Source organism: Streptomyces sp. NPDC057486 (assembly GCF_042802415.1).
Taxonomy (GTDB): domain Bacteria; phylum Actinomycetota; class Actinomycetes; order Streptomycetales; family Streptomycetaceae; genus Streptomyces; species Streptomyces yanii.
On record NZ_JBHVEE010000041.1, the window covers coordinates 11,967 to 32,372 of the forward strand.

21 protein-coding genes are annotated in these 20,406 nt (G+C 68.7%); 9 read left to right on the plus strand and 12 right to left on the minus strand.

Annotated features, from left to right (window positions below; translation table 11 throughout):
* Positions 1 to 95 precede the first annotated feature (95 nt).
* Entirely contained in the window at positions 96 to 986 is an 891-nt protein-coding gene (locus ACFU6I_RS20320) for a helix-turn-helix transcriptional regulator (protein ID WP_384368464.1), read from the plus strand.
* 173 nt (positions 987 to 1,159) lie between these two features.
* On the opposite strand, the gene dctA is transcribed toward ACFU6I_RS20320, so the two are convergent.
* The 6 genes from dctA to ACFU6I_RS20350 form a co-directional block, all read right to left on the minus strand.
* On the minus strand, positions 1,160 to 2,527 hold the full coding sequence (dctA, locus tag ACFU6I_RS20325; RefSeq protein WP_384368467.1) for a C4-dicarboxylate transporter DctA: 1,368 nt from the start codon (positions 2,525 to 2,527) through the stop codon (positions 1,160 to 1,162).
* Positions 2,528 to 2,695: 168 nt separating this feature from the next.
* The gene (locus ACFU6I_RS20330; protein WP_384368470.1) at positions 2,696 to 4,081 is read right to left on the minus strand and encodes an aldehyde dehydrogenase family protein; all 1,386 of its coding nucleotides are present in this window, start codon (positions 4,079 to 4,081) and stop codon (positions 2,696 to 2,698) included.
* Positions 4,078 to 4,515 (minus strand): cupin domain-containing protein, encoded by a 438-nt coding sequence (locus tag ACFU6I_RS20335; RefSeq protein ID WP_384368473.1) that lies wholly within the window; start codon positions 4,513 to 4,515, stop codon positions 4,078 to 4,080. The genes ACFU6I_RS20330 and ACFU6I_RS20335 overlap by 4 nt, the downstream gene beginning before the upstream one ends.
* Before the next feature lie 15 nt (positions 4,516 to 4,530).
* On the minus strand, positions 4,531 to 4,833 hold the full coding sequence (locus ACFU6I_RS20340; RefSeq protein WP_384368476.1) for a putative quinol monooxygenase: 303 nt from the start codon (positions 4,831 to 4,833) through the stop codon (positions 4,531 to 4,533).
* A complete protein-coding gene (locus ACFU6I_RS20345; protein WP_384368479.1) occupies positions 4,830 to 5,909 on the minus strand; it encodes an Ldh family oxidoreductase in 1,080 nt (359 codons plus the stop codon). The genes ACFU6I_RS20340 and ACFU6I_RS20345 overlap by 4 nt, the downstream gene beginning before the upstream one ends.
* Positions 5,910 to 6,032: 123 nt before the next feature.
* Positions 6,033 to 6,758: a GntR family transcriptional regulator gene (locus ACFU6I_RS20350; protein WP_384368482.1), complete on the minus strand. Its 726-nt coding sequence runs from the start codon at positions 6,756 to 6,758 to the stop codon at positions 6,033 to 6,035.
* Positions 6,759 to 7,277: 519 nt separating this feature from the next.
* Here ACFU6I_RS20350 and ACFU6I_RS20355 point away from each other — a divergent pair.
* Entirely contained in the window at positions 7,278 to 9,809 is a 2,532-nt protein-coding gene (locus tag ACFU6I_RS20355) for an ATP-binding protein (protein ID WP_384368485.1), read from the plus strand.
* A 9-nt stretch (positions 9,810 to 9,818) separates the two neighbouring features.
* On the opposite strand, the gene ACFU6I_RS20360 is transcribed toward ACFU6I_RS20355, so the two are convergent.
* Positions 9,819 to 10,571 carry a DUF4118 domain-containing protein gene (locus ACFU6I_RS20360; protein WP_384368487.1) on the minus strand — a complete coding sequence of 251 codons (753 nt, stop codon included), beginning with the start codon at positions 10,569 to 10,571 and terminating at the stop codon, positions 9,819 to 9,821.
* A gap of 135 nt (positions 10,572 to 10,706) precedes the next feature.
* Here ACFU6I_RS20360 and ACFU6I_RS20365 point away from each other — a divergent pair, with 135 nt between their 5' ends.
* The 5 genes from ACFU6I_RS20365 to kdpC are packed head-to-tail and all read left to right on the plus strand — an operon-like array spanning position 10,707 to position 15,341.
* Positions 10,707 to 10,835 carry a hypothetical protein gene (locus ACFU6I_RS20365; protein ID WP_384046006.1) on the plus strand — a complete coding sequence of 43 codons (129 nt, stop codon included), beginning with the start codon at positions 10,707 to 10,709 and terminating at the stop codon, positions 10,833 to 10,835.
* Positions 10,832 to 10,921, plus strand: a complete 90-nt coding sequence (locus ACFU6I_RS20370; RefSeq protein WP_384368488.1) for a potassium-transporting ATPase subunit F — start codon at positions 10,832 to 10,834, stop codon at positions 10,919 to 10,921. Before ACFU6I_RS20365 ends, ACFU6I_RS20370 begins: the two co-directional genes overlap by 4 nt.
* Position 10,922: 1 nt before the next feature.
* Positions 10,923 to 12,587: a potassium-transporting ATPase subunit KdpA gene (kdpA, locus tag ACFU6I_RS20375; protein WP_384368491.1), complete on the plus strand. Its 1,665-nt coding sequence runs from the start codon at positions 10,923 to 10,925 to the stop codon at positions 12,585 to 12,587.
* Positions 12,588 to 12,640: 53 nt separating this feature from the next.
* Complete coding sequence (gene kdpB, locus ACFU6I_RS20380) at positions 12,641 to 14,692, plus strand: potassium-transporting ATPase subunit KdpB (protein WP_384368590.1); 2,052 nt, start codon at positions 12,641 to 12,643, stop codon at positions 14,690 to 14,692.
* 13 nt (positions 14,693 to 14,705) lie between these two features.
* Positions 14,706 to 15,341: a K(+)-transporting ATPase subunit C gene (kdpC, locus tag ACFU6I_RS20385; RefSeq protein ID WP_384368494.1), complete on the plus strand. Its 636-nt coding sequence runs from the start codon at positions 14,706 to 14,708 to the stop codon at positions 15,339 to 15,341.
* 213 nt (positions 15,342 to 15,554) lie between these two features.
* On the opposite strand, the gene ACFU6I_RS20390 is transcribed toward kdpC, so the two are convergent.
* From ACFU6I_RS20390 to ACFU6I_RS20410, 5 genes are all read right to left on the minus strand, one after another.
* The gene (locus ACFU6I_RS20390) at positions 15,555 to 16,346 is read right to left on the minus strand and encodes an ABC transporter permease (protein WP_384368497.1); all 792 of its coding nucleotides are present in this window, start codon (positions 16,344 to 16,346) and stop codon (positions 15,555 to 15,557) included.
* Positions 16,343 to 17,338 (minus strand): ATP-binding cassette domain-containing protein, encoded by a 996-nt coding sequence (locus ACFU6I_RS20395; RefSeq protein ID WP_384368593.1) that lies wholly within the window; start codon positions 17,336 to 17,338, stop codon positions 16,343 to 16,345. The genes ACFU6I_RS20390 and ACFU6I_RS20395 overlap by 4 nt, the downstream gene beginning before the upstream one ends.
* 323 nt (positions 17,339 to 17,661) lie before the next feature.
* On the minus strand, positions 17,662 to 17,988 hold the full coding sequence (locus tag ACFU6I_RS20400) for a DUF1048 domain-containing protein (RefSeq protein ID WP_384368500.1): 327 nt from the start codon (positions 17,986 to 17,988) through the stop codon (positions 17,662 to 17,664).
* Between the two features lies 1 nt (position 17,989).
* Positions 17,990 to 18,346 (minus strand): DUF1048 domain-containing protein, encoded by a 357-nt coding sequence (locus tag ACFU6I_RS20405; RefSeq protein ID WP_327249101.1) that lies wholly within the window; start codon positions 18,344 to 18,346, stop codon positions 17,990 to 17,992.
* The gene (locus ACFU6I_RS20410; protein ID WP_384368503.1) at positions 18,343 to 18,669 is read right to left on the minus strand and encodes a PadR family transcriptional regulator; all 327 of its coding nucleotides are present in this window, start codon (positions 18,667 to 18,669) and stop codon (positions 18,343 to 18,345) included. The genes ACFU6I_RS20405 and ACFU6I_RS20410 overlap by 4 nt, the downstream gene beginning before the upstream one ends.
* Positions 18,670 to 18,985: 316 nt before the next feature.
* On the opposite strand from ACFU6I_RS20410, the gene ACFU6I_RS20415 reads away from it, so the two are divergent.
* Both ACFU6I_RS20415 and ACFU6I_RS20420 read left to right on the plus strand, forming a co-directional pair.
* Positions 18,986 to 19,738: a glycerophosphodiester phosphodiesterase family protein gene (locus tag ACFU6I_RS20415; protein WP_384368506.1), complete on the plus strand. Its 753-nt coding sequence runs from the start codon at positions 18,986 to 18,988 to the stop codon at positions 19,736 to 19,738.
* A 10-nt stretch (positions 19,739 to 19,748) separates the two neighbouring features.
* Complete coding sequence (locus tag ACFU6I_RS20420) at positions 19,749 to 20,300, plus strand: DUF4231 domain-containing protein (protein WP_384368509.1); 552 nt, start codon at positions 19,749 to 19,751, stop codon at positions 20,298 to 20,300.
* Positions 20,301 to 20,406: the final 106 nt, after the last annotated feature.

The window sequence follows — 20,406 nt, forward strand, 5'->3', positions numbered from 1 at the left end:
AGGAAACGCCCACTTCCCGCACGTAGCGAGTCACTGACAAAGGGTGTACTGGCAGTACATCCCTATGGCCGCGTGCGGGACGTACCGTCGAAGACATGGACAACCGCGAGGAGGTCCGCGAGTTCCTCACCTCGCGGCGCGCAAAGATCACCCCCGACCAGGCCGGACTGCCGTCCGGCACCCGACGCCGCGTGCCGGGCCTACGCCGCAGCGAGGTCGCAGCCCTCGCCGACATGAGTGTCGAGTACTACGCGAAACTCGAACGCGGCAACCTCACAGGCGTCTCGCCGGCCGTTCTGGAAGCCCTCGCCCGCGCCCTCCAGCTAGACGACGCCGAACGCGCCCACCTACTCAACCTCGCACACGCGGCGGACGGCTCCGACGCCCTCACCCGGCCCCGCCGGCGGCGCACCAGGGACCAGTGGAAGCCACACGGCAGCCTGCAGTGGACCCTGGACGCCATCACCGCCGGACCCGCCTTCGTCCGCAACGGCCGCATGGACATCCTGGCCGCCAACCAGCTCGCTCGAGCCTTCTACGCGGACGTCTACGCCACGCCCCACAACCAGGCGAACCTGGCTCGCTTCAACTTCCTCGACCCCGCCTCGCGCCGCTTCTACCCCGACTGGGACCAGGCCGCCGACGTGGCCGTCGCCATCCTGCGCACCGAAGCCGGCCGCAACCCGCACGACAAGGACCTCCACGACCTGGTCGGCGAACTCTCCACCCGCAGCGACGACTTCCGCACCCGCTGGGGCGCCCACAACGTCCGCCACCACGGCACCGGCACCAAACGCTTCCACCACCACGCCGTCGGAGACCTCACCCTTGCCTACGAAGGGTTGGAGATGGCCGCTGAACCAGGGCTCACTCTGACGATCTACACCGCCGAGCCCGGCTCGCCCTCCGAGGAGGGGTTGCGCCTCCTCGCGACCTGGGCCGCCACCCAGGACATCGAGTCCACGGAATCGTCCACAACGAGCTGACCACGGCTTACGGAACCAAGCGGCGGCACGGCCCGTTGCGGGGTGGTGGGGCACGAGCGCCGTGCGGTGGACGGTGGGTGCCGCGCTTCCTTCCGGTGGAACGGGCACAGTGCGGGTGACGGGGCGGCCGGCGCCGTCCGGATCGTGCGGCCGGCCGCCCCGCGCGGTGGGGATCAGCCCGCTGCGGCCGGTGCCGGGGTGGCGTCGGGCAGAACAGGAACGGGCCGGTGTTCATCAGCGCCTAGGGGCGGGACGTCCTTGCCGTCGAGGACGGCCTTGGCGCGTTCGAGGTCGAATTCCTTCTCCCACTTGGCGATGAAGATGGTGGCGACCGCGTTGCCGAGGACGGTGGTGAGGATGCGGCCCTCGTTGAGGAATCGGTCGATGCCGACGATGAGGGCCAGGGCCGCCATGGGGACGTGGCCGATGATGCTGACGCTGCTGGCCAGGACGACGAACGCGCCGCCGGGCACGCCGGCTGCTCCCTTGCTGGTGAGCATCATGATGCCGAGCATGACCAGCTGCTCGCCGATGGAGAGGTGGATGTCCAGGGCCTGGGCCAGGAAGAGCGAGCTCATCGTCAGGTAGATGGCAGTGCCGTCGAGGTTGAAGGAGTAGCCGGCCGGGAGGGTGAGGCCCACGACCGGGCGGGAGGCGCCGAGGTGTTCCATCTTGCCGACCATGCGGGGCAGGACGGCCTCGCTGGAACAGGTGGCCAGGATGATCAGGATTTCTTCCTTGAGGTAGCGGCAGAGCTTGAACAGGCTCAGGCCGGTGTAGCGCAGCAGGCCGCCGAAGACGACGAGGATGAACACCACGCAGGTCGCGGAGAAGATCGCGATGAGGATCAGCAGTTGGTGCAGGGTGCCGATGCCGTACTTGCCCACCGTCAGTGCCAGGCCGCCGAAAGCGCCGAGCGGGGCGGTGCGCATGACCCAGCCGACGACCTTGAAGACGATCTTGGAGATGTTCTCCACGCCGCGCAGCAGCCCCTGTGCCGGCTCGCCGACGGCCTTGATACCGATGCCGAACAGCACCGAGACCAGCATGACGGGCAGGATCTCACCTTCGGTGAAGGCGGAGAACATGGTGCCGGGGATGATCGACAGGATGAAGTCCGGCAGGTCGATGTGGGTGCTGGTCGTGCCTTCGGGCAGGTCGTCGGTGCTCAGGGAGGACGCGGCGATGTGCATCCCCGCGCCCGGATGGAAGACGTTGCCGACGATCAGGCCGACGGCCATGCACAGGCCGGTCAGCACGACGAAGTAGACCAGCGACTTGGCGCCGACCCGGCCGACACGGCCGAGGCTGTCGACCTTGCCCACGCCCAGGACGACGGTGCAGAAGAGCACCGGCGCGACGATCATTTTCATCAGGGCGACGAATCCGTCGCTGAACGGCTGCATCTGCACGGCGACACTCGGCCACACCGCGCCGACCACGATGCCTGCCGCCACGCCGATGAGGACCTGGACCCACAACTGGCGCAGCCAGTACCCGACACCGCGCTTCGTTGCGGTTGCATGCGGAGAGCTGGACATCTTTTTCCCCTCTGGAGGATGAATGCCCTCCTGTATACATAGCTGCATTCAGAGCTGTATAGGTCTCCGTGGACATCTTTTGGAAACGATCCGTACACGCGGCGGTCCCGCCTGCCCAACAGGGCGGACGGGACCGGATTGGCGGGTGCTGCTGAGGGTCGCAGGGCGTCAGATGCCGACCCAGTAGGTGCGGGTGTTGGTGAACTCCCGGATGCCGGCACTGGCCAGTTCACGGCCGTGTCCGCTGGCCTTGGTGCCACCGAAGGGCAGGCGCGGATCGGAGGCGACAACGGCGTTGACGAACGCCGCGCCGGTGGTGATGCGGCGGGCCAGGGACAGGCCCACCTCCGGACGGCTGGTCCACACACTCAGGCCCAGGCCGAAGGGGGTGGCGTTGGCCAGCCGTACAGCGTCGTCGTTGTCGCGGGCGACGGCGATGGCGGCCAGCGGGCCGAAGGTCTCCTCGTCGAAGGCCGGCATGCCGGGTCCGGCGTCGGCCAGGACCGTGGGCTGGAAGAAGAAGCCGTCACCGGGCAGGGGTTTCCCGCCGGTCAGCAGCCGCGCGCCCGCGGCCACGGACTCCTCCACCTGCCGTGCGATCGCTGCCCGCAGATCGTCTCTCGCCATCGGGCCGATCCGGGTGGCGCGGTCGCTCGGATCACCGATGCGCAGACGCTCCACCCCGTCGACGAAGGCCGCGGTGAAGGCGTCGGCCACCGCCTCGGTGACGATGAACCGCTTCGCGCACACGCAACTCTGCCCGGAGTTGGTGAAGCGGGCCCTGACCGCGGCCGCCGCGGCCGCCTCGACGTCGGCGTCGTCGAGGACCACGAAGGCGTCCGAGCCTCCGAGTTCCAGAACGCACTTCTTCGCCGCGCGCCCGGCTGCGGCTCCGACAGCGGCTCCGGCCCGGTTGCTTCCCGTCAGCGTGACGGCAGCGATCCGCTCGTCACCGATGAGCCGCGCGGTCACCTCCGGTACCTCGTCGTCCGCGACGAGCAGCGCAGTGACCAGATGCTCGGGGAATCCGGCCTCGACGAACAGGTCCTGCAGGGCCAGGGCGCTGCCGGTGACGTTGGAGGCGTGCTTGAGCAGGACACCGTTGCCGGCCACCAGGGACGGGATGGCGAAGCGCATCACCTGCCAGACAGGGAAGTTCCACGGCATGACCGCGAGGACCAGGCCGGCGGGCTCGTAGGCGACCCAGGCCTCGGCTCCGTCGATGTCGGCCCGTTCGTCGGCGAGGATGGCCGGTCCGTGGGCGGCGTAGTAGTCGGCGGTCAGCGCGGACTTCTCCGTCTCCCCCTCCGCCTCGCCCACGGGCTTGCCCATCTCCGCGACGGCCAGCTCGGCCAACCGCTGACGGTGCTCGCGCAGCGTGTGCGCGAGGCGGGCGGCGCGCGCGGCGCGCTCCGAGGCCGGGACGAGGGCCCAGGCGCGGGCCGCGGCGTGCGCGCGTTCCACGGCGGTCTCGATCCGGGCGGCGTCCCAGGCCTCGTAGGCGGCCAGCGGCCGGCCAGTGGCGGGGTCGATGGTCTGGATGGTGCGGGTCATGAGGTGCGGGCCCCTCCCTTGTCGTGCTCCGAGAGGTGCTCGAAGGTCTCGCCGGTCGCGGTGATGGTGCGGGTGACGTCCCGGCCGCCGTAGACCCAGTAGATCCGCATGACCGACTCGCCACGGTTGAAGAAGCGGTGCGGAATCCCGGCCGGCACCCAGGTCGCCTGGCCGACCTCCAGGTCGAAGAACTCGCCGTCGATCTCGGCGGTGGCCTCCCCTTCGAGGATCAGCACCGACTCCTCGACGTTGTGGCTGTGCAGGGGCAGACCGGTGCCGGGCTGGAAGACGGTCTGGCCGGTGGTGATCACGGCCTTCTCGGAATTCCACTTGCCGACGTAGGGGACGGTGGCCACCCCGCCGCCGCGGTCGAAGCGTTCGACCTCGTCGGGGTGGATGAGCAAGTTCGGCTCGGCGGGCTTGGTGGTGCACATGGGTTGCGGCTCCGTTCAGGAGTGGTGGAACAGGCGGCGGGAGAGGGTGTTGACCTGGCTGCCGGGCACGACGCATTTCGCGGCGGCCGCGCGCCAGTCATGGAAGTGGGGTGCTGCGCGGTGGGCCTCGACGGCGGCCTCGTCGTCGTAGATCTCGTGGAAGACGAAGTGGTGGTCGTCGGACAGGTCGCAGACGACGTCGAAGTAACGGCAGCCGGGTTCGTCGACGAAGGAGCGCTCGGCGTTCTCCTTGACAGCCGCCAGGAATTCGTCCCGGCAGCCGGGGTTGACCTGCAGGGACACGGTCAGGGCGATCATGCGGGAAGCTCCTCGGGGGTGGAGACGGTGGTGGGGGCGGGCAGGGGCACACCGGTGGTGGCGGCGATGCGGGCGAGCGAGTCCCACGTGTCGTCGACGACCGTGATGCCCTCCACCCGCAGGCGCTGCGCGGTGCGGATCTCCGGCTCGCCGGGCACGAAGATCTCCGCGGTGCCGGGCGCGGTCGGGGCGGACTTCGTTTCCTCGATCAGCAACTGCATCCGCTGCTCGAACTCGGCCGGGTCGGCCATCGAGCGGATGTCGACACAGATCAGCAGGTGTCCGACCCCGCTGCGCCCGGTGGGCTGGTAGGGGCCGACCACCGCGGAGCCGAAGGCGCTGCCGGTCAGCACGCCGGCCAGCACGTCGAACATGAAGGAGATGGCGTAGCCCTTGTGGCCGGCCATCGGCAGGATCAGGCCTTCGATCGCCCGCCGCGGATCGGTGGTCGGCACGCCGTCCGCGTCCGCCGCCCACCCCTCAGGGATCGACTCGCCCCGCTCCTTGGCGTGGTAGATCTTGCCGCGCGCGACCGCGGTGTTGGCGATGTCCATCACGGCCGTGCCGTAGCAGCCGGCCGGTGCGGCCATCGACCAGGGGTTGGTCCCCACCCGCTTCTCACGGCCACCCCACGGCGCCATCGCCGGACTGGCGTTGGTGGCCAGCAGCGCTACGCAGCCCTGCTCGGCAGCCTTGCGGGTGAAATACGCGGCCGTGCCGAAGTGGCCGGAATTGCGGACGGCGACCGCGCTGATCCCGTGCCGGCCGGCGCGCTCCACGCCCCACGTCACCGCACGGTCGGTAAGCACCTGCCCCAGGCCGTCACGACCGTCGACGACGAGCACCGCACCGTTGTCGCTGACGACCTCGGGCGAGGCGACAGCCGCCGTGGCGCCGCTCTCGATACGGCTGAGGTACCACGGCAGGCGCAGCATCCCGTGCGAGGGATGCCCCCACAGCTCCGCGGTCACCAGCGTGTCCGCGAGCAGCCGGGCGTCCGCTGGGGGAACGCCGTGGGCTTCAGCGGTGGCGGCGGCGAAACCCAGCAGGTCCCCGACGCCCACGGTATGCGGCATAAGGCAGCCCCTCACATCCAGAGGTAATGTATCCATCCCTGTATACATTACTGGGGCGACCGAAACACAGCCCCCGGAGCAGAGAGACAATTGCCGGCCCCTGTCAGCCGGCAGCGCGAGGTGTCAGCCCACGAAGTCCAGCTGCACGTCCGGCCCGAAACCTGCATCCGGGCTGGTCAGGCTGTCGATCAGAGCCGAAAGGGTCTGCGCGAGGTGATGCCGGCACGCGGCCTCCGCCGCCTGTGCGTCTCCCCCCGTCACCGCCTTGAGCATCGCCCGGTGCTCCTCCAGCGATGTCAGCATCCGCCGCGGACCGCTGTGGGAGAGATGACGCAGACGCACCGTCTGGCTGCGCAGGTCACTAATAGTGCGCGCCAGGTACGGGTTGCGGCAGGCGGCGATCACCGCCTGGTCGAACCCCTCCGTGATCCCGTAGAACTCCTGATACGACTGGGCCTGCGCACCGGCATCCTGCGCGCGGAAGGACTCGTCGAACTCCTCCAGCCGCCCGAGGAGTTCACGGAAGGGAACCAGCACCCGCTCGTCGGCGGCCCCCGCCGCCGCTACTCCCGCCGCCGCCTCGGGCTCCAGCAGCATCCGGAAGTCGAACAGCGCCCGCACGCCACCCAGGGAGATAGGAGCGACCCGGGCCACCTCACCGGGTACGAAGTCGACGAGTCCGTCCCGGGCCAGCCGCCTGATCGCCTCCCTCACCGGCGTCCGCGAAGCACCCAGCTCCTCACCCAGCTGGATCTCGCTCAGCTTGGCCCCCGGCCGCAGGCGCAAGGACTCGATGTCCCCCTTCAGCCGCTCGTAGACCACTTCGCTCTTACCGGTCGCCCGCGCCATGAAACTCCCTGCCCCTACCAGCGCACATCCTTCTGTATACAGAGTAGCCGGGGTGCTGACACCCACGGAGCAACCTGACTCGCATCGGCACCGCCGACTCCCGGCCTGCGGCAACCGCCTACTGCCCTGCCACTTCGACGAAGGCTGTTCCCCCGGGAGGCACTTCGCTGCCACGCCTCCGAAAACGCTCGTAGTGATCGCGCCCCCGGCGACGCAGTTCCGGACGACGCCGCCCCACGGAACGGTCTGATCCGGGGCTGCGGGCCGACTCAACGCCCACGCGTGCACAACGCGCACCAGGGCCTTTCGGAGGTGATGTCCCGCACCCCCAGGGGTGGGTGTGCGGTAACCGAACAGGCCCTTGGCGCGCAAGCGGCACATCACACGGATGTCGGTCGTGCTGCCACCAGGTCACGGCGAGGCCGGCCGGAAGGGTCCCGATGTGGCGGACGGCTCCGGTGAGGAGCGCCGATGCAACCATGGAGCTGCAGGGCGGGTGAGGAAGGACACCGATCGGCCATGACAGGCAAGCTGCGGGTGTTCCTGGGAGCCGCGCCAGGTGTCGGCAAGACGTACGCGATGCTCGCCGAGGGGCGCCGGCTACGCGCGGACGGCGTTGACGTGGTGGTGGGGTTCGTCGAGACGTACGGCCGTCGGGGCACCGAGCAGCAGCTGGGCGATCTGCCGGTGGTGCCGCGCCGGGTGTTGCGGTACCGGGGGATCGAGCTGACCGAGATGGACCTGGACGCGCTGCTGGCCCGACGGCCCGCGCTGGCCCTGGTGGACGAGCTGGCCCACACCAACGTGCCCGGCAGCAGACACGCCAAGCGCTGGCAGGACGTGGGGGAAGTGCTGCGGGCTGGGATCGACGTCGCGACGACGCTGAACATCCAGCATCTGGAGAGCCTCAACGATGTGGTCGAGCAGATCACCGGCGTCGCCCAGCGCGAGCAGATCCCGGACGCGGTCGCCCGGGCCGCCGACAGGATCGAGCTGGTGGACCTGAGCCCCGAGGCGCTGCGCACCCGGATGGCGCAGGGTGAGATCTACGGGCCCGACAGGATCGACGTGGCGCTGGACAACTACTTCCGGGCCGGCAACCTCGGTGCGCTGCGCGAACTGGCGTTGCTCTGGCTGGCTGACCGGGTCGAGGAAGAGCTCGCCGACTACCGGGCCCGGCACGGTATCCGTGCCCCCTGGGAGACCAAGGAACGGATCGCGGTCGCCCTGAACGGTGCCCCGCAGGGTGAGCATCTGATCCGCCGGGGCGCCCGAACGGCCGCCCGGGTGCATGGCGATCTGATCGGCATCCACGTCCGGCCGGACGACGGCACGCTGCAGTCGGAGCCACCGGGCCTGGAAGAGCAGCGCCGACTGCTGCGCGAGCTGCACGGCAGCTATGTGGAGATCAGCGGCAGCGACGTCGCGCAGGCCCTGGTGGATTTCGCCCGCGCGGAGAGCGCCACCCAGATCCTCCTCGGGCCGACGAACCGCTCGAGGTTGAAGGAGCTGATCGGCGGCTCGGTGATCAACCGGGTGATCCGCATGGCCGGGCCGATCGATGTCCGGGTGCTGCCACCGCCCGACCCGGACCTGCTCGCCGTCCCGCCGGCGCCGCACCGACGCAGGCCCGCACCGGTGTCGGCGCGACGGCGCTGGGCGGCCTGGCTGCTCGGGCCGGTCGGAGCGGCCGCGCTTGCGGCGGTGTTGTCGCCGCTACGCGGCTCACTCGGCCTTTCCGGGGCGCTGTTGTGCCTGCTGCTGGTCGTCGCCGGGGTGGCCCGGCTGGGTGGGCTGCTCCCGGCGGCGGCCACCACCGCGGCGGCGGCGGTGGCCGCGGACTACTTCTTCACCACTCCCTGGCACAGCCTGGTCATCGGCCGGGCGGCGGACGTGGCGGCCCTGCTGTTGTTCCTGGCCGTCGCGGGGATCATCGCGCACCTGATCGACGGTCTGGCCCGGCGTTCGCAGCAGGCCGCCCGGGCCCGCGCGGAGGCGCAGGTACTGGCCCGGCTGGCGGGGGAAACGGTGGATTCCACCGCCCCGGCGCTGCCTGAGCTGCTGAGGGAGCTGTGCCAGGTCTTCGCCCTGGCCGGCGCGGCCGTCTTGGTCCGAATGGGCGAGGAGTGGCATCCGGTGGCGTCCTGGGGTCCGGAACCGCCCGTCCGGCCGGATGAGGCAGCCTTCGCCGCAGGCCTCGGCCAGGACACGGCGCTCGTCCTGGCGGGCCCGTCGCTGAGCCAGGAGGATGCCCGGTTGCTCGGCCCGTTCGTCACCCAGCTGCGGCTGATCCGGGAGCGGGAGCGGCTGACCGCCCAGGCCCGGGCGGCGGAGGCGCTGGCCCGCACCGACGCACTGCACATCAACTTGCTGGAGGCGGTGGAGCACGACCTGCGCACCCCGTTGGCGTCGATCAGCTCGGCCGTCGCCGGCCTCCGGTCACCCGAGAGCGAACGGGACGCGGGGCACGCTCGCAGGCTGGTCGCCCGGATCGGCGCCGAGGCGGAGCGGATGAACCATCTTGTGGCCAACCTCCTGGATCTGAGCCGTTTGCAGGTCGGCGCGGTGCCTGTGACGATGTGTCCGGCCGATGTCGGCGAGGTGGTCCGGGCGGCGGTGGACAGCCTTCCGGACTCGCAGGCAGCCGCCGGCGTCAGGATCGCGATCGCCGACGGCCTACCGAAGGTCGAGGCCGACCCCGGGCTTCTGGAGCGGGCGTTGGCCAACGTGGTGGCCAATGCCCGCAAGTGGTCCCCGCCGGATGTCGAGGTGGTGGTCGACGCGGGCGCCGTGGCCGGCCGGGTCGACGTGCGCGTGATCGATCGTGGCCCCGGCATCTCGGAGGTCGACTCGGACGACCTCTTCCAGCCCTTCCGGCGCAGCCAGTCCCATGACGGGGGCGCCAACGGCGGGGTGGGACTCGGCCTTACGGTTGCCAAAGGCTTCGTCGAGGCGATGAGCGGCGAACTCACGGTCGAGAGCACCTCGGGAGGCGGGACCACCTTCGTCTTCGGCCTGCGCGTCTGGTCGGGAGCGCCGACCACGGACTGAAAGCCCCCGTCAGACCGACTTCACCGGCCGCCGCAGGGTGTCCATGGCGGCCCCGGCCTGGTCTGCCAGAGTGACCGCGACCAGCCTCGCCTGCCGCGAGGGCACCGCTCCCGGCGTGGGGTCGAGCATGTACCGGCCGATGTACCTGCCGTTGCCGAACATGCGCAGTTCCACGTCCTGGTCGGGCAGACCGAGACGGTCCGCGTCCCACTGCCTGCGCCCGATGGTGATCGAGCCGTCGTGCTCCAGACGCGGCGGGTGGCCGATCAGGGAACCGTACTGGAAGTGGCAGCCGCGTAGCTGCAACAGGTCGATCAGCTCGTCCCCCACGTGGTCGACCACGGTGAGGGCAGAGTTGGCCGAGCGGGAGAGCACAGCGGTGTCGTGGATTCGCGCCAGGTATCCGGCGTCCGTGATCGCTATCACCCGGAAACGCCGTGCTCGGGCTGCCAGTTGGGAGACCGCCAGGCCGACGCAGAGCAGCAGGACCGCGGTGGTGATGTCGGCGGACTTGCTGATCGCGAACCGCCCGTAGGGCGGGGTGAAGAAGAAGTCGAACCACAGGGCGGCGCCCACTGCGGCAAGAGCACCGGCTCCCCGGTGTCCCAGAGCGGCTACTGCTACCACCACGACGACCAGCATCAGGGCGACGTTGGTGTTCGCAAGGCTGCCGCGCCACGGCAGCAGCACCGCAGACAGAGCAACCGGGGCCAGCACAGCTGCGAGCAGGGAGAACGGCCCACGGGTGATGAACCGGAGCATGGCGCACCTCCTGACCTCCGGTGTAGCAGGCCCGGCACACCGCGCGACGAACCAGCACCAACCGTTGACGCAATCCTTGCGCCCGACCCTGATGGCCCAGGAAAAGTCGGTACGCCCTTCCCTCTGCGGCCGACAATGTCCTCACCGGACCCGATCGATCAGTTACGGAGTGGAGTCACCGTGGTGGACCTGGTCTTCATCGGTGTGACCATCCTCGCGTTCGGCGTCCTTGCCGTTCTGGCCAAGGGGGTGGGGCGCCTGTGACGGCTGACAACGTCCTGGGGCTGGCGGTCGCCGCGGTCATCGTCGTCTATCTGGTTCTGGCCCTCATCCACCCGGAGAGGTTCTGAGGTGGACCCGGCGCTTGCGGGCAGTCTGCAGGCGCTGTCCCTGGTGGCCGCGCTCGCGCTTTCGCACCGGCCGCTCGGTGACTATCTGGCGCACCTGCTGACCAGCCGCAGGCATCTGCGGACAGAACGCGGCCTCTACCGCTTGATCGGTGTCAACGCGGACTTCGACCAGCCCTGGATGGCCTATCTGCGCAGCGTGCTCGCCTTCTCCGCGGTCTCGGTGCTCTTCCTCTACGGTTTCCAGCGTCTGCAGAACCACCTGTGGCTCTCGCTCGGCTTCCCGGCGGTGCCTGCCGCGACCGCCTGGAACACCGCTGTCTCCTTCGTGACCAATACCAACTGGCAGTCGTACTCGGGCGAGTCGAGCATGGGCCATCTGGTGCAGATGGCGGGGCTGACGGTGCAGAACTTCCTCTCGGCCGCTGTGGGTATCGCCGTCGTGGCGGCGCTGATCCGGGGGTTCGCCCGCAGCCGCACCGACCGGGTGGGCAACTTCTGGGTGGACGTCACTCGGCTGACGTTGCGCCTGCTGCTGCCGGTCTCAGTCGTCTTCGCCGTCGTTTTCGTGGCCTGCGGCATGGTGGAGAATCTGCACCCGGCTGTCCAGGTCACCACGATGAGCGGCGACACCCAGAGCCTTCCCGGCGGTCCGGTGGCCACCCAGGAGGCCATCAAGGAGCTGGGCACCAACGGAGGCGGCTTCTACAACGCCAACTCCGCGCATCCGTTCGAGAACCCCACGCCGTTGACCAACTGGCTGGAGATCTACCTGCTCCTGGTGATCTCCTTCTCGTTGCCGCGCACCTTCGGAACGATGGTCGGCGACCGGCGCCAGGGCCACGCCGTCGTCGCCGTGATGGCGCTGCTCTGGATCGCCTCTGCCTGCCTGCTGACCTTCTTCGAATGGCAGCACGAGGGCACGGCGCTCAAGGCGGCGGGTGCGGCGATGGAGGGCAAGGAGGTCCGCTTCGGCATCCCGGCCTCGACGCTGTTCGCCGCCTCCACCACTCTGACCTCGACGGGTGCGGTCAACTCATCCCACGACTCGTACTCTCCGCTCGGCGGAGGCGTGCTGCTGTTCAACATGATGCTCGGTGAGATCGCGCCGGGCGGTACGGGTTCAGGGCTGTACGGCATGCTGATCCTGGCGATCGTGACCGTCTTCGTGGCGGGTCTGATGGTCGGCCGCACTCCCGAGTACCTGGGCAAGAAACTCGGCAGCCGGGAGATCAAGTTCGCTTCCCTCTACATTCTCGCCACCCCGGCGCTCGTGCTGATCGGCACCGGCACGGCGATGACGTTCACGTCGGAGCGGGCCGCCATGCTCAACAGCGGCGCGCACGGCTTCTCCGAGGTGCTGTACGCCTTCACCTCGGCAGCCAACAACAACGGCTCCGCGTTCGCCGGTCTCACCGCCACCAGCACCTGGTGGAACACCGCGCTCGGCCTGGTCATGCTGTTCGGACGGCTGCTGCCGATGGTGTTCGTGCTGGCCCTGGCCGGATCGCTGGCCCAGCAGAGCCCGGTCCCGGTGACCGCCGGCACGCTGCCCACCCACCGGCCTCTGTTCGTGGGGATGCTGACCGGCGTCGTCCTGATCGTCGTCGGGCTCACCTACTTCCCCTCTCTCGCCCTGGGGCCGCTGGCGGAAGGAATCCGCCGGTGACGGCGCCGGCGGGCGCACCGCCCGCGCACCAGGCGCACCGGGTCTCGGGCGGGATGCTGGATGCGAAACAGCTGGCCCGTTCCCTCCCGGACGCGCTGCGAAAGCTCGACCCCCGGGTGATGGCCCGTCGCCCGGTCATGTTCGTGGTGGAGGTCGGTTTCGCGCTGACCACCTACTCGGCGATCCGGCACACCAGCGTCTTCGCCTGGCTGATCACCGTCTGGCTGGGGCTCACGGTGGTCTTCGCCAACCTGGCCGAGGCCGTGGCCGAGGGCCGGGGCAAGGCCCAGGCGGACACGTTGCGCCGCACCCGTACCGAGGCCGTCGCCCGGCGGATCACCTCACCGTGGCGCCCCGGCCAGGTGGTAGTGCCGGAGGAGACGATCCCCGCAGCCGACCTGAGGCCCGGTGATCATGTGATCGTCGAGGCAGGCCAGCTCATTCCGGGCGACGGCGACGTGGTCGAGGGCGCAGCCTCGGTCGACGAGTCCGCGATCACCGGGGAGTCGGCTCCCGTGATCCGCGAGTCCGGTGGCGACCGCAGCGCGGTCACCGGCGGCACCACCGTGCTGTCCGACAGGATCATCGTGAAGATCGTCTCCAAGCCCGGGGAGACCTTCATCGACCGCATGATCGCCCTGGTCGAGGGCGCCGCCCGGCAGAAGACCCCCAATGAGATCGCGCTCGACATCCTGCTGGCGTCGCTGACGCTCGTCTTCCTGCTCGCGGTGGTCACCCTGCAGCCGATGGCCGCCTACGCGGGCGCCGAGCAGACCATCGTCGTCCTGGTCGCCCTGCTGGTGGCGCTGATCCCCACCACCATCGGCGCACTGCTCTCGGCGATCGGCATCGCGGGCATGGACCGGCTGGTGCAGCGCAACGTGCTTGCCATGTCGGGCCGGGCGGTCGAGGCGGCCGGTGACGTCTCCACCCTTCTCCTCGACAAGACCGGCACCATCACCTTCGGCAACCGCCAGGCCGCCGAGTTCACCCCGGTCGGCGGCACAGACGTGCGGCAACTGGCCGACGCGGCGCAGCTATCCAGCCTCGCCGACGAGACACCTGAGGGCCGGTCCATCGTCGTCCTCGCCAAGGAGAAGTACGGCCTGCGCGCCCGGACCCAGCAGGAGATCGGGCACGCCGAGTGGATCCAGTTCTCCGCCCAGACCCGGATGAGCGGCGCCGACCTGCCCGAGGACGGCAGCATCCGGTGTATCCGCAAGGGCGCGGCCGGTGCGGTGATCCGCTGGGTGCAGGACAACGGGGGTACGCCAGGCACGGAGATCGGCCCGCTCGTCGACGGTATCTCCGCCGCCGGCGGCACGCCGCTCGTCGTCGCAGACCGGCACGGTGACGAGCCCGCCCGTGTCCTGGGCGTCCTCCACCTCAAGGACGTGGTCAAGCACGGCATCCGGGAGCGGTTCGAGGACCTCCGCCGGATGGGTATCCGGACCGTCATGATCACCGGCGACAACCCGCTCACCGCCCGGGCCATCGCCGACGAGGCCGGTGTGGACGACTTCCTCGCCGAGGCCACCCCGGAGGACAAGATGGCGCTGATCCGGCAGGAGCAGGGCGGCGGAAAACTGGTCGCGATGACCGGTGACGGCACCAACGACGCCCCGGCCCTCGCCCAGGCCGACGTGGGCGTGGCGATGAACACCGGTACCTCGGCCGCCAAGGAGGCCGGCAACATGGTCGACCTCGACTCCAACCCCACCAAGCTGATCGAGATCGTCGAGATCGGCAAACAACTGCTCATCACCCGCGGCGCGCTGACCACCTTCTCGATCGCCAACGACGTTGCGAAGTACTTCGCGATCATCCCTGCGATGTTCGCCGGCGTCTACCCGGGCCTGAATCACCTCAACATCATGGGCCTGCACAGCCCCACCTCGGCGATCACCTCAGCGATCATCTTCAACGCGCTGATCATCGTCGCCCTGATCCCGCTCGCCCTGCGCGGCGTTCGCTACCGGCCCTCCTCGGCCTCGGCACTGCTGCGCCGCAACCTCGGCGTCTACGGGGTGGGCGGGCTGATCCTGCCCTTCCTGGGGATCAAGGTCATCGACCTCCTGGTTCAGTTCCTTCCCGGGCTGCACTGAAGGGAGAGCTGCCGTGCCGACCTCACTCGTGCCCTGGATCCGGCTGCACCTGACCGCGCTGCGCCTGCTCCTGGTCTTCACCGTGATCTGCGGGCTGGCGTACCCGCTGCTGCTCACCGGAATCGCCCAAAGCGCCTTCCCCCGGCGGGCCAACGGCTCGCAGCTTGAACAGAACGGGCAGGTGGTCGGCTCCGGCCTGCTGGGCCAGAACTACAACCTGCCCAAGAAGAACCCGAACGACCCGAAGGAGCAGCCGCAGCCGGACCCGAAGTGGTTCCAGCCCCGGCCCTCGGCGGCGGGCACCGGTTACGACCCGACCGCCTCGGGCGGGTCCAACCTCGGCCCCAACGACGCAGCCCTGACGAAGACCGTCCAGAACCGCAGGGCGGCCGTGGCCGCCTTCGACGGTGTCGACCCGTCACAGGTCCCGCCGGACGCGCTCACGTCCAGCGGCTCCGGTCTCGACCCGCACATCTCCCCGGCCTACGCCGATGAGCAGGTCAACCGCGTCTCCAAAGCCCGTGGCCTGGACCCGGCGGCCGTACGCCGACTGGTCGAGCAGCACCTGCAGGGCCGCGATCTCGGCTTCCTCGGTCAGCGCCGGGTGAACGTCGTCACCCTCAACCTCGCCCTCATGCGGCTCGGCTGACCGGTGGCCCCGAAGGAAGGTGTCCGGTGGCGCAGCGGCAGACCGAGCGGCACGCCCCGATCGGTCACCACCCCGGACGAGGCCGGTACCCGCAAGTCTCCAGCCCTTTCAGCCGACGATGACCGCAGCCCCGGACTGGCAGGTCGAGGACGCCGACACGGTGTCGAGTAAGCCGCCCTGGAGCGGGAGGGCCACAGGAAACAGCCGAGGCACTCATTTCGGGTCGCGGTTGAACTGCGCCGTCGACCAGCGGTAGCCGAGCACGGTCAGGCCGACACACCAGACGATCGCGATCCACCCGTTGTCGCCGATCTCGGTACCGAGCAGCAGGCCGCGCAAGGTCTCGATGGCCGGGGTGAACGGCTGGTACTCGGCGATCGGCTGGAACCAGCCCGGCATCGTGTCGGCCGGGAGGAAGGCGCTCGAGATGAGCGGGAGGAGGATCAGAGGCTGTGCGCTGTTGGCGGCCGCCTCGGCGTTCGGGCTGGCCATACCCATACCGACCGCGATCCAGGTAAGCGCAAGGGCGAAGAGCGTGATCAGTCCGAACGCCGCCAGCCATTCCAGGACAGTGGCGTCCGTGGACCGGAAGCCGATGGCCACGGCGACGGCACTGACGAGGACCACGCCGGCGATGCACTGCAGCACGCTGCCGACGACGTGCCCGATGATCACGGAGCTGCGGTGGATGGCCATGGTGCGGAAGCGGGCGACGAGGCCCTCGCTCATGTCCATGGAGATGTAGACCGCGGCCCCGATCACGGTGGAGCCGATGCTCATCAGAAGGATGCCCGGGACGATATAGGCGATGTACTGGGAGCGGTCCGCCCCGCCGCCACCGATGCCCGCGCTCATCACGTCGCCGAAGATGTAGACGAAGAGCAGCAGCAGCATGATCGGCGCGAGCAGCAGGTTCAGGGTTCCGGACGGGTAGCGCCGCGCGTGCAGCAGATTGCGACGCAGCATCGTGCTCGAGTCGCGGACGGCGAGGGCGAGGTTGCTCATCGGGCGCTCTCCGTGGACTGGGCGGACTGACGGGGCACGTCGGTCCTGTCGGTGAGGGCGAAGAAGACGTCGTCGAGGTCGGGGGTGTGGACGGTGAGTTCGTCGGCTTCGATGCCGGCGGCGTCCAAGTGGTCGAGGATGACGCGCAGTTCGCGCTGGGTGCCGTCGCTGGGGATCTGCAGGTCAAGGGCCTCGTCGTTGCGGGTGGCCTCGTTCAGGGCGGAGACGGCGGCGCGGTAGGCGGCCGGGTCGGTGAAGCGGAGGTGGACGTGTCCGCCGGGGACGATGCGCTTGAGCTCCTCGGGGGTTCCCTCGGCGACGATCTTGCCGTCGTTCAACACAGCTATGCGGTCGGCGAGTTCGTCGGCCTCGTCCAGGTACTGGGTGGTGAGGAAGACGGTGACGCCGTCGGAGACGAGGCCGCGGATGATGCCCCACATGTTGTGTCGGCTGCGCGGGTCGAGTCCGGTGGTGGGCTCGTCGAGGAAGATGATCCGTGGGCTGCCGACCAGCGTCATTGCGAGGTCGAGGCGGCGCTTCATGCCGCCGGAGCAGGTCGAGGCGGGCTTCTTCGCGGCCTCTGCCAGGTCGAAGCGCTCCAGGAGCTCGGCGGCGACCTGCCGTCCCTCGCTCTTCGACAAGTGGTGCAGGTCCGCCATGAGGAGCATGTTCTCCTCGCCGGTGATCAGCCCGTCGACGGCGGAGAACTGCCCGGTGACACCGATCACGGCACGGACCGCCTGTGGGTCGGCGGCCAGGTTGTGCCCGCCGACGTGCAGGTCACCGGCGTCGGCGGTGATGAGCGTGGACAGGATCTTGACGGCGGTGGTCTTGCCGGCGCCGTTCGGGCCGAGCAGCGCGAACACGGACCCGGCCGGGATGTGCAGATCGATACTGTCGAGGACGAGTCTCTCGCCGTATGACTTGCGTAGCCCGACGGCGGAGACTGCGGTCGGCGACGACTGACCGTCGCCTTGCCTGGATGTGGGCATGACAGATAAGGGCATGATGGCTTCCTTTCGGAGGCTGAAGACGCAGGGGGAGCGGAAGTTTTCGGAACCCGGACCGAGTGACCGTCCGTACTGCACGTCAGTCGTGTCGTCTTGGGGAATGGCGTCGAGCGGCCCGCCGCCCGAGACCTGCTCCCCGGGGGCATGGGCAGGGCTGAGCCACGTATCGCGGGCCTGCTCGACCGCCTCGGTGGACAGGATCTGCGGCGGCTTCCGGTGGCCGGTCGGCTCGCGCCTGTTCGCGCTGCGCCGAGACGAACGAACCGCGCGTGCGGGCCACTACGCCGACTGGCATGAGGTGAGGGCTACTTCTCGGCCGTACCGGGTTCCCTGCTGATGGACTCCTGGTAGACGTCCGCATAGGTGCGTGAGTCCTTGACCAGGTCGTCGCAGAACGCGGCGACGTCGTTGCCGATGAGTTCCAATACCCCCTTGCCCGCAGCGACACCGCCCTCGAAGAAGTCAACGATCTCAGGGAGCAGAGGCCCGTCAGAGAGGTCGATCGGTCCGACCTTGAACAGGTACTTCTGCATCTCCTTGTAGACGATCCGGTAGTCCGGCGGGAGCGCCTTGACCCGAGCCATGTGCGCCCGCCACTGCTTCTTGCCCTCGATGATGTCCTGGATGCCCACGTCAGCCTCCCAGCCGGCTCAATTTCCTTGCGACGTTCCTGTTCAACTGCTCGCGCCAGCGGTCGCGATAGGTTCGGGCCCCCTCTCCACCGGCCAGCGCCGCGCAAAAGCCCCGGATGTCGTCGCCGAGGACCTCGTGGACGCTCTGCCCGTCCGCCGCCGTTTCTTCGAGCAGCCCCAGGGCGGCGTCGAGGATCGGCATCAGGTTGCGGCCAGTGAAGTCCCCATGGGGAAAGAGGTGGCCCTTGATCTGTTCCCACGCCGCCCGGTAGTCGTCCGGCAGGGCCTCGGCCCGGGCTTCGAACGCCTTCCAATCCCTGGTGAGATCGCTGCCTGTGATGGTCTCCCAGAAGTTCATCTCCCGCCCTCCTTGAGCCTGTCGACGCGTGATGAGACGTACTGCCATTTCGTCCAGAACTTCGCGAGTTCCTCGCGTCCGGCGTCGTTGAGCGCGTAGAACTTGCGCGGCGGACCGACCCCGGATGGCCGTTTCGTCACCTGGACGAGTTTGTTCCTCTCCAGTCGCAGCAAGATGGTGTACACCGTCCCCTCGACGACGTCGGCGAAGCCGAGCTCGTTCAGCTGACGAGTGATGGCGTAGCCGTAGGTTTCCTCGCTGCTGATGATTTCGAGCACGCACCCTTCGAGCGTGCCCTTCAGCATCTCCGTCAGGTCGTCCATCGCGAGTCCTCCTCGACCCAGCGGTACTCCGTAGTACCGAGTACTGCTATACGGTACCACCGAGTAGTGGACGATGTCAGCCCGGCAGGCCTGCCTTCTGCAGGCTTGGGGCTTCCCCTACCGCAACACGCTCAACTTGACGGAGAAGTCGCCGCTCACCGCGCCGCGCAGAGCGTCGAGGGAGAGCATCCGGATCGACAAACGCTGCCGTCAGACGTGAACGAAGCCGCGGGCCGCACGCACGAAGCGGGAATCAGGTTCCCCGGACTCCCTGAGGGGATACCCAGGAAGGGGGTGCCTACCGTGGGAGGGTCCTGTGCGGGACTTCAACTGGCTTGTTTCCGCGCCGATCGCGCACCGTGGCCTTTTCGACACCTCGCTCGGCATCCCCGAGAACTCCCTGGCGGCATTCCGTCGCGCAGTCGAGCGGGACATCCCGATCGAACTCGATGTCCAGTTGGCCCATGACAGCACACTCGTCGTTTTGCACGATGCCACGCTGGAGCGGATGACAGGGTCCCCACTGCACGTCTCCCAGATAGGCCGTGTGGACCTGGAGCGGTTGCGACTTGGTGAGTCCGGTGAACCGGTGCCCACTCTCGAACAGGCCCTGGAGGTCATCGACGGCCGGATCCCTGTCGTCATCGATGTTCGGCGCTGGAGTTCAGAGTTGAGCCCACGACTGGAAAGAGCAGTAGCTGCGAGAATTCAGGACTACCGCGGCCCTGTCGCTCTGCAATCCTTCGACCCTCTAGCCGTATACCGGCTACGGCGCCTGATCAATGACAGACCTGTTGGGCAGGTCTCCGGGGCATTGCGCTCCGCAAGCTGGGCGGCCGCCTTGATCGGTCGAACAATGGTCACCAACCTTGTGACATCTCCGGACTTCATCGCATACGAGTTCGAGATGCTGCCGTCCCCCTACGCCACGCTCTGGCAGCGGCGAGGCATCCCACTCCTTGCCTGGACCATCACCTCAGCAGAGACTGAAGCCCGCGCCACACGCGTGGCGGACAACTTCTACTTCGACGGGTATCTACCGGTGGCCCACCGGGGGTCAACGATATGAGGGAGGCCCCGTGCGGAAACCTGTGCAAAGGTTACGCGCTCCGTCCCTGCACGATTTCTTGAATGTTGCCGATGATGAGTTGGATGCGGCTGTGGAGCGGTATGTCCAACAGTTGCGGCACTTTTACGATGCCCGCGCACGCTGGCACAGACGAGGTCATCGGTTCAGCGGCATCGTCGTGATCATCACCGGTGCTCTGCTTCCGCTGCTCGCCACCTCTCAATTCGCCCATAAGGAACTGGTCCTGTCACTTGTGGGTGTGGCCATCTCTGCAGTCACAGCTCTGCGCTCCTTCTACCGCTTCGACCAGTCGTGGATTCTGCTGCGTAATACGGAGATAGCGATCAGCCATGCGTACCTCAAGTGGAAGATCGCCCGCCTCGGGACAGCGGGTGAGCCGTCTTCCGCCGAGCACAGAGAGACCGATACACGCGCACTGATCGACATGATCATGGGTATCCGTCGCGATGAAGCCGAGTCGTTCTTCAACGAGCTGCCGACGCCTCAACCTGTCACGGGCGGACAGAATCCCGGGCTGCCGGATGCCCGGCACCGGGCGTGAGAACGGACACGGCATCGCGGGCGCGTGGAGCAGCTGGTGCGCGCGTGCCGTCCAGACGGCGCCCCCCAATGTGCACGGTGCTCAAGTCCGGGCGCCGGACCGTGCA

Coding starts and splice junctions, on each gene's coding strand:
- ACFU6I_RS20320 (WP_384368464.1), top strand. CDS start 96: ATGGACAACCGCGAGGAGGTCCGCGAGTTCCTCACCTCGCGGCGCGCA.
- dctA (WP_384368467.1), bottom strand. CDS start 2,527: ATGTCCAGCTCTCCGCATGCAACCGCAACGAAGCGCGGTGTCGGGTAC.
- ACFU6I_RS20330 (WP_384368470.1), bottom strand. CDS start 4,081: ATGACCCGCACCATCCAGACCATCGACCCCGCCACTGGCCGGCCGCTG.
- ACFU6I_RS20335 (WP_384368473.1), bottom strand. CDS start 4,515: ATGTGCACCACCAAGCCCGCCGAGCCGAACTTGCTCATCCACCCCGAC.
- ACFU6I_RS20340 (WP_384368476.1), bottom strand. CDS start 4,833: ATGATCGCCCTGACCGTGTCCCTGCAGGTCAACCCCGGCTGCCGGGAC.
- ACFU6I_RS20345 (WP_384368479.1), bottom strand. CDS start 5,909: ATGCCGCATACCGTGGGCGTCGGGGACCTGCTGGGTTTCGCCGCCGCC.
- ACFU6I_RS20350 (WP_384368482.1), bottom strand. CDS start 6,758: ATGGCGCGGGCGACCGGTAAGAGCGAAGTGGTCTACGAGCGGCTGAAG.
- ACFU6I_RS20355 (WP_384368485.1), top strand. CDS start 7,278: ATGACAGGCAAGCTGCGGGTGTTCCTGGGAGCCGCGCCAGGTGTCGGC.
- ACFU6I_RS20360 (WP_384368487.1), bottom strand. CDS start 10,571: ATGCTCCGGTTCATCACCCGTGGGCCGTTCTCCCTGCTCGCAGCTGTG.
- ACFU6I_RS20365 (WP_384046006.1), top strand. CDS start 10,707: ATGTCCTCACCGGACCCGATCGATCAGTTACGGAGTGGAGTCACCGTG.
- kdpB (WP_384368590.1), top strand. CDS start 12,641: ATGCTGGATGCGAAACAGCTGGCCCGTTCCCTCCCGGACGCGCTGCGA.
- ACFU6I_RS20390 (WP_384368497.1), bottom strand. CDS start 16,346: ATGAGCAACCTCGCCCTCGCCGTCCGCGACTCGAGCACGATGCTGCGT.
- ACFU6I_RS20395 (WP_384368593.1), bottom strand. CDS start 17,338: ATGCCCACATCCAGGCAAGGCGACGGTCAGTCGTCGCCGACCGCAGTC.
- ACFU6I_RS20405 (WP_327249101.1), bottom strand. CDS start 18,346: ATGAACTTCTGGGAGACCATCACAGGCAGCGATCTCACCAGGGATTGG.
- ACFU6I_RS20410 (WP_384368503.1), bottom strand. CDS start 18,669: ATGGACGACCTGACGGAGATGCTGAAGGGCACGCTCGAAGGGTGCGTG.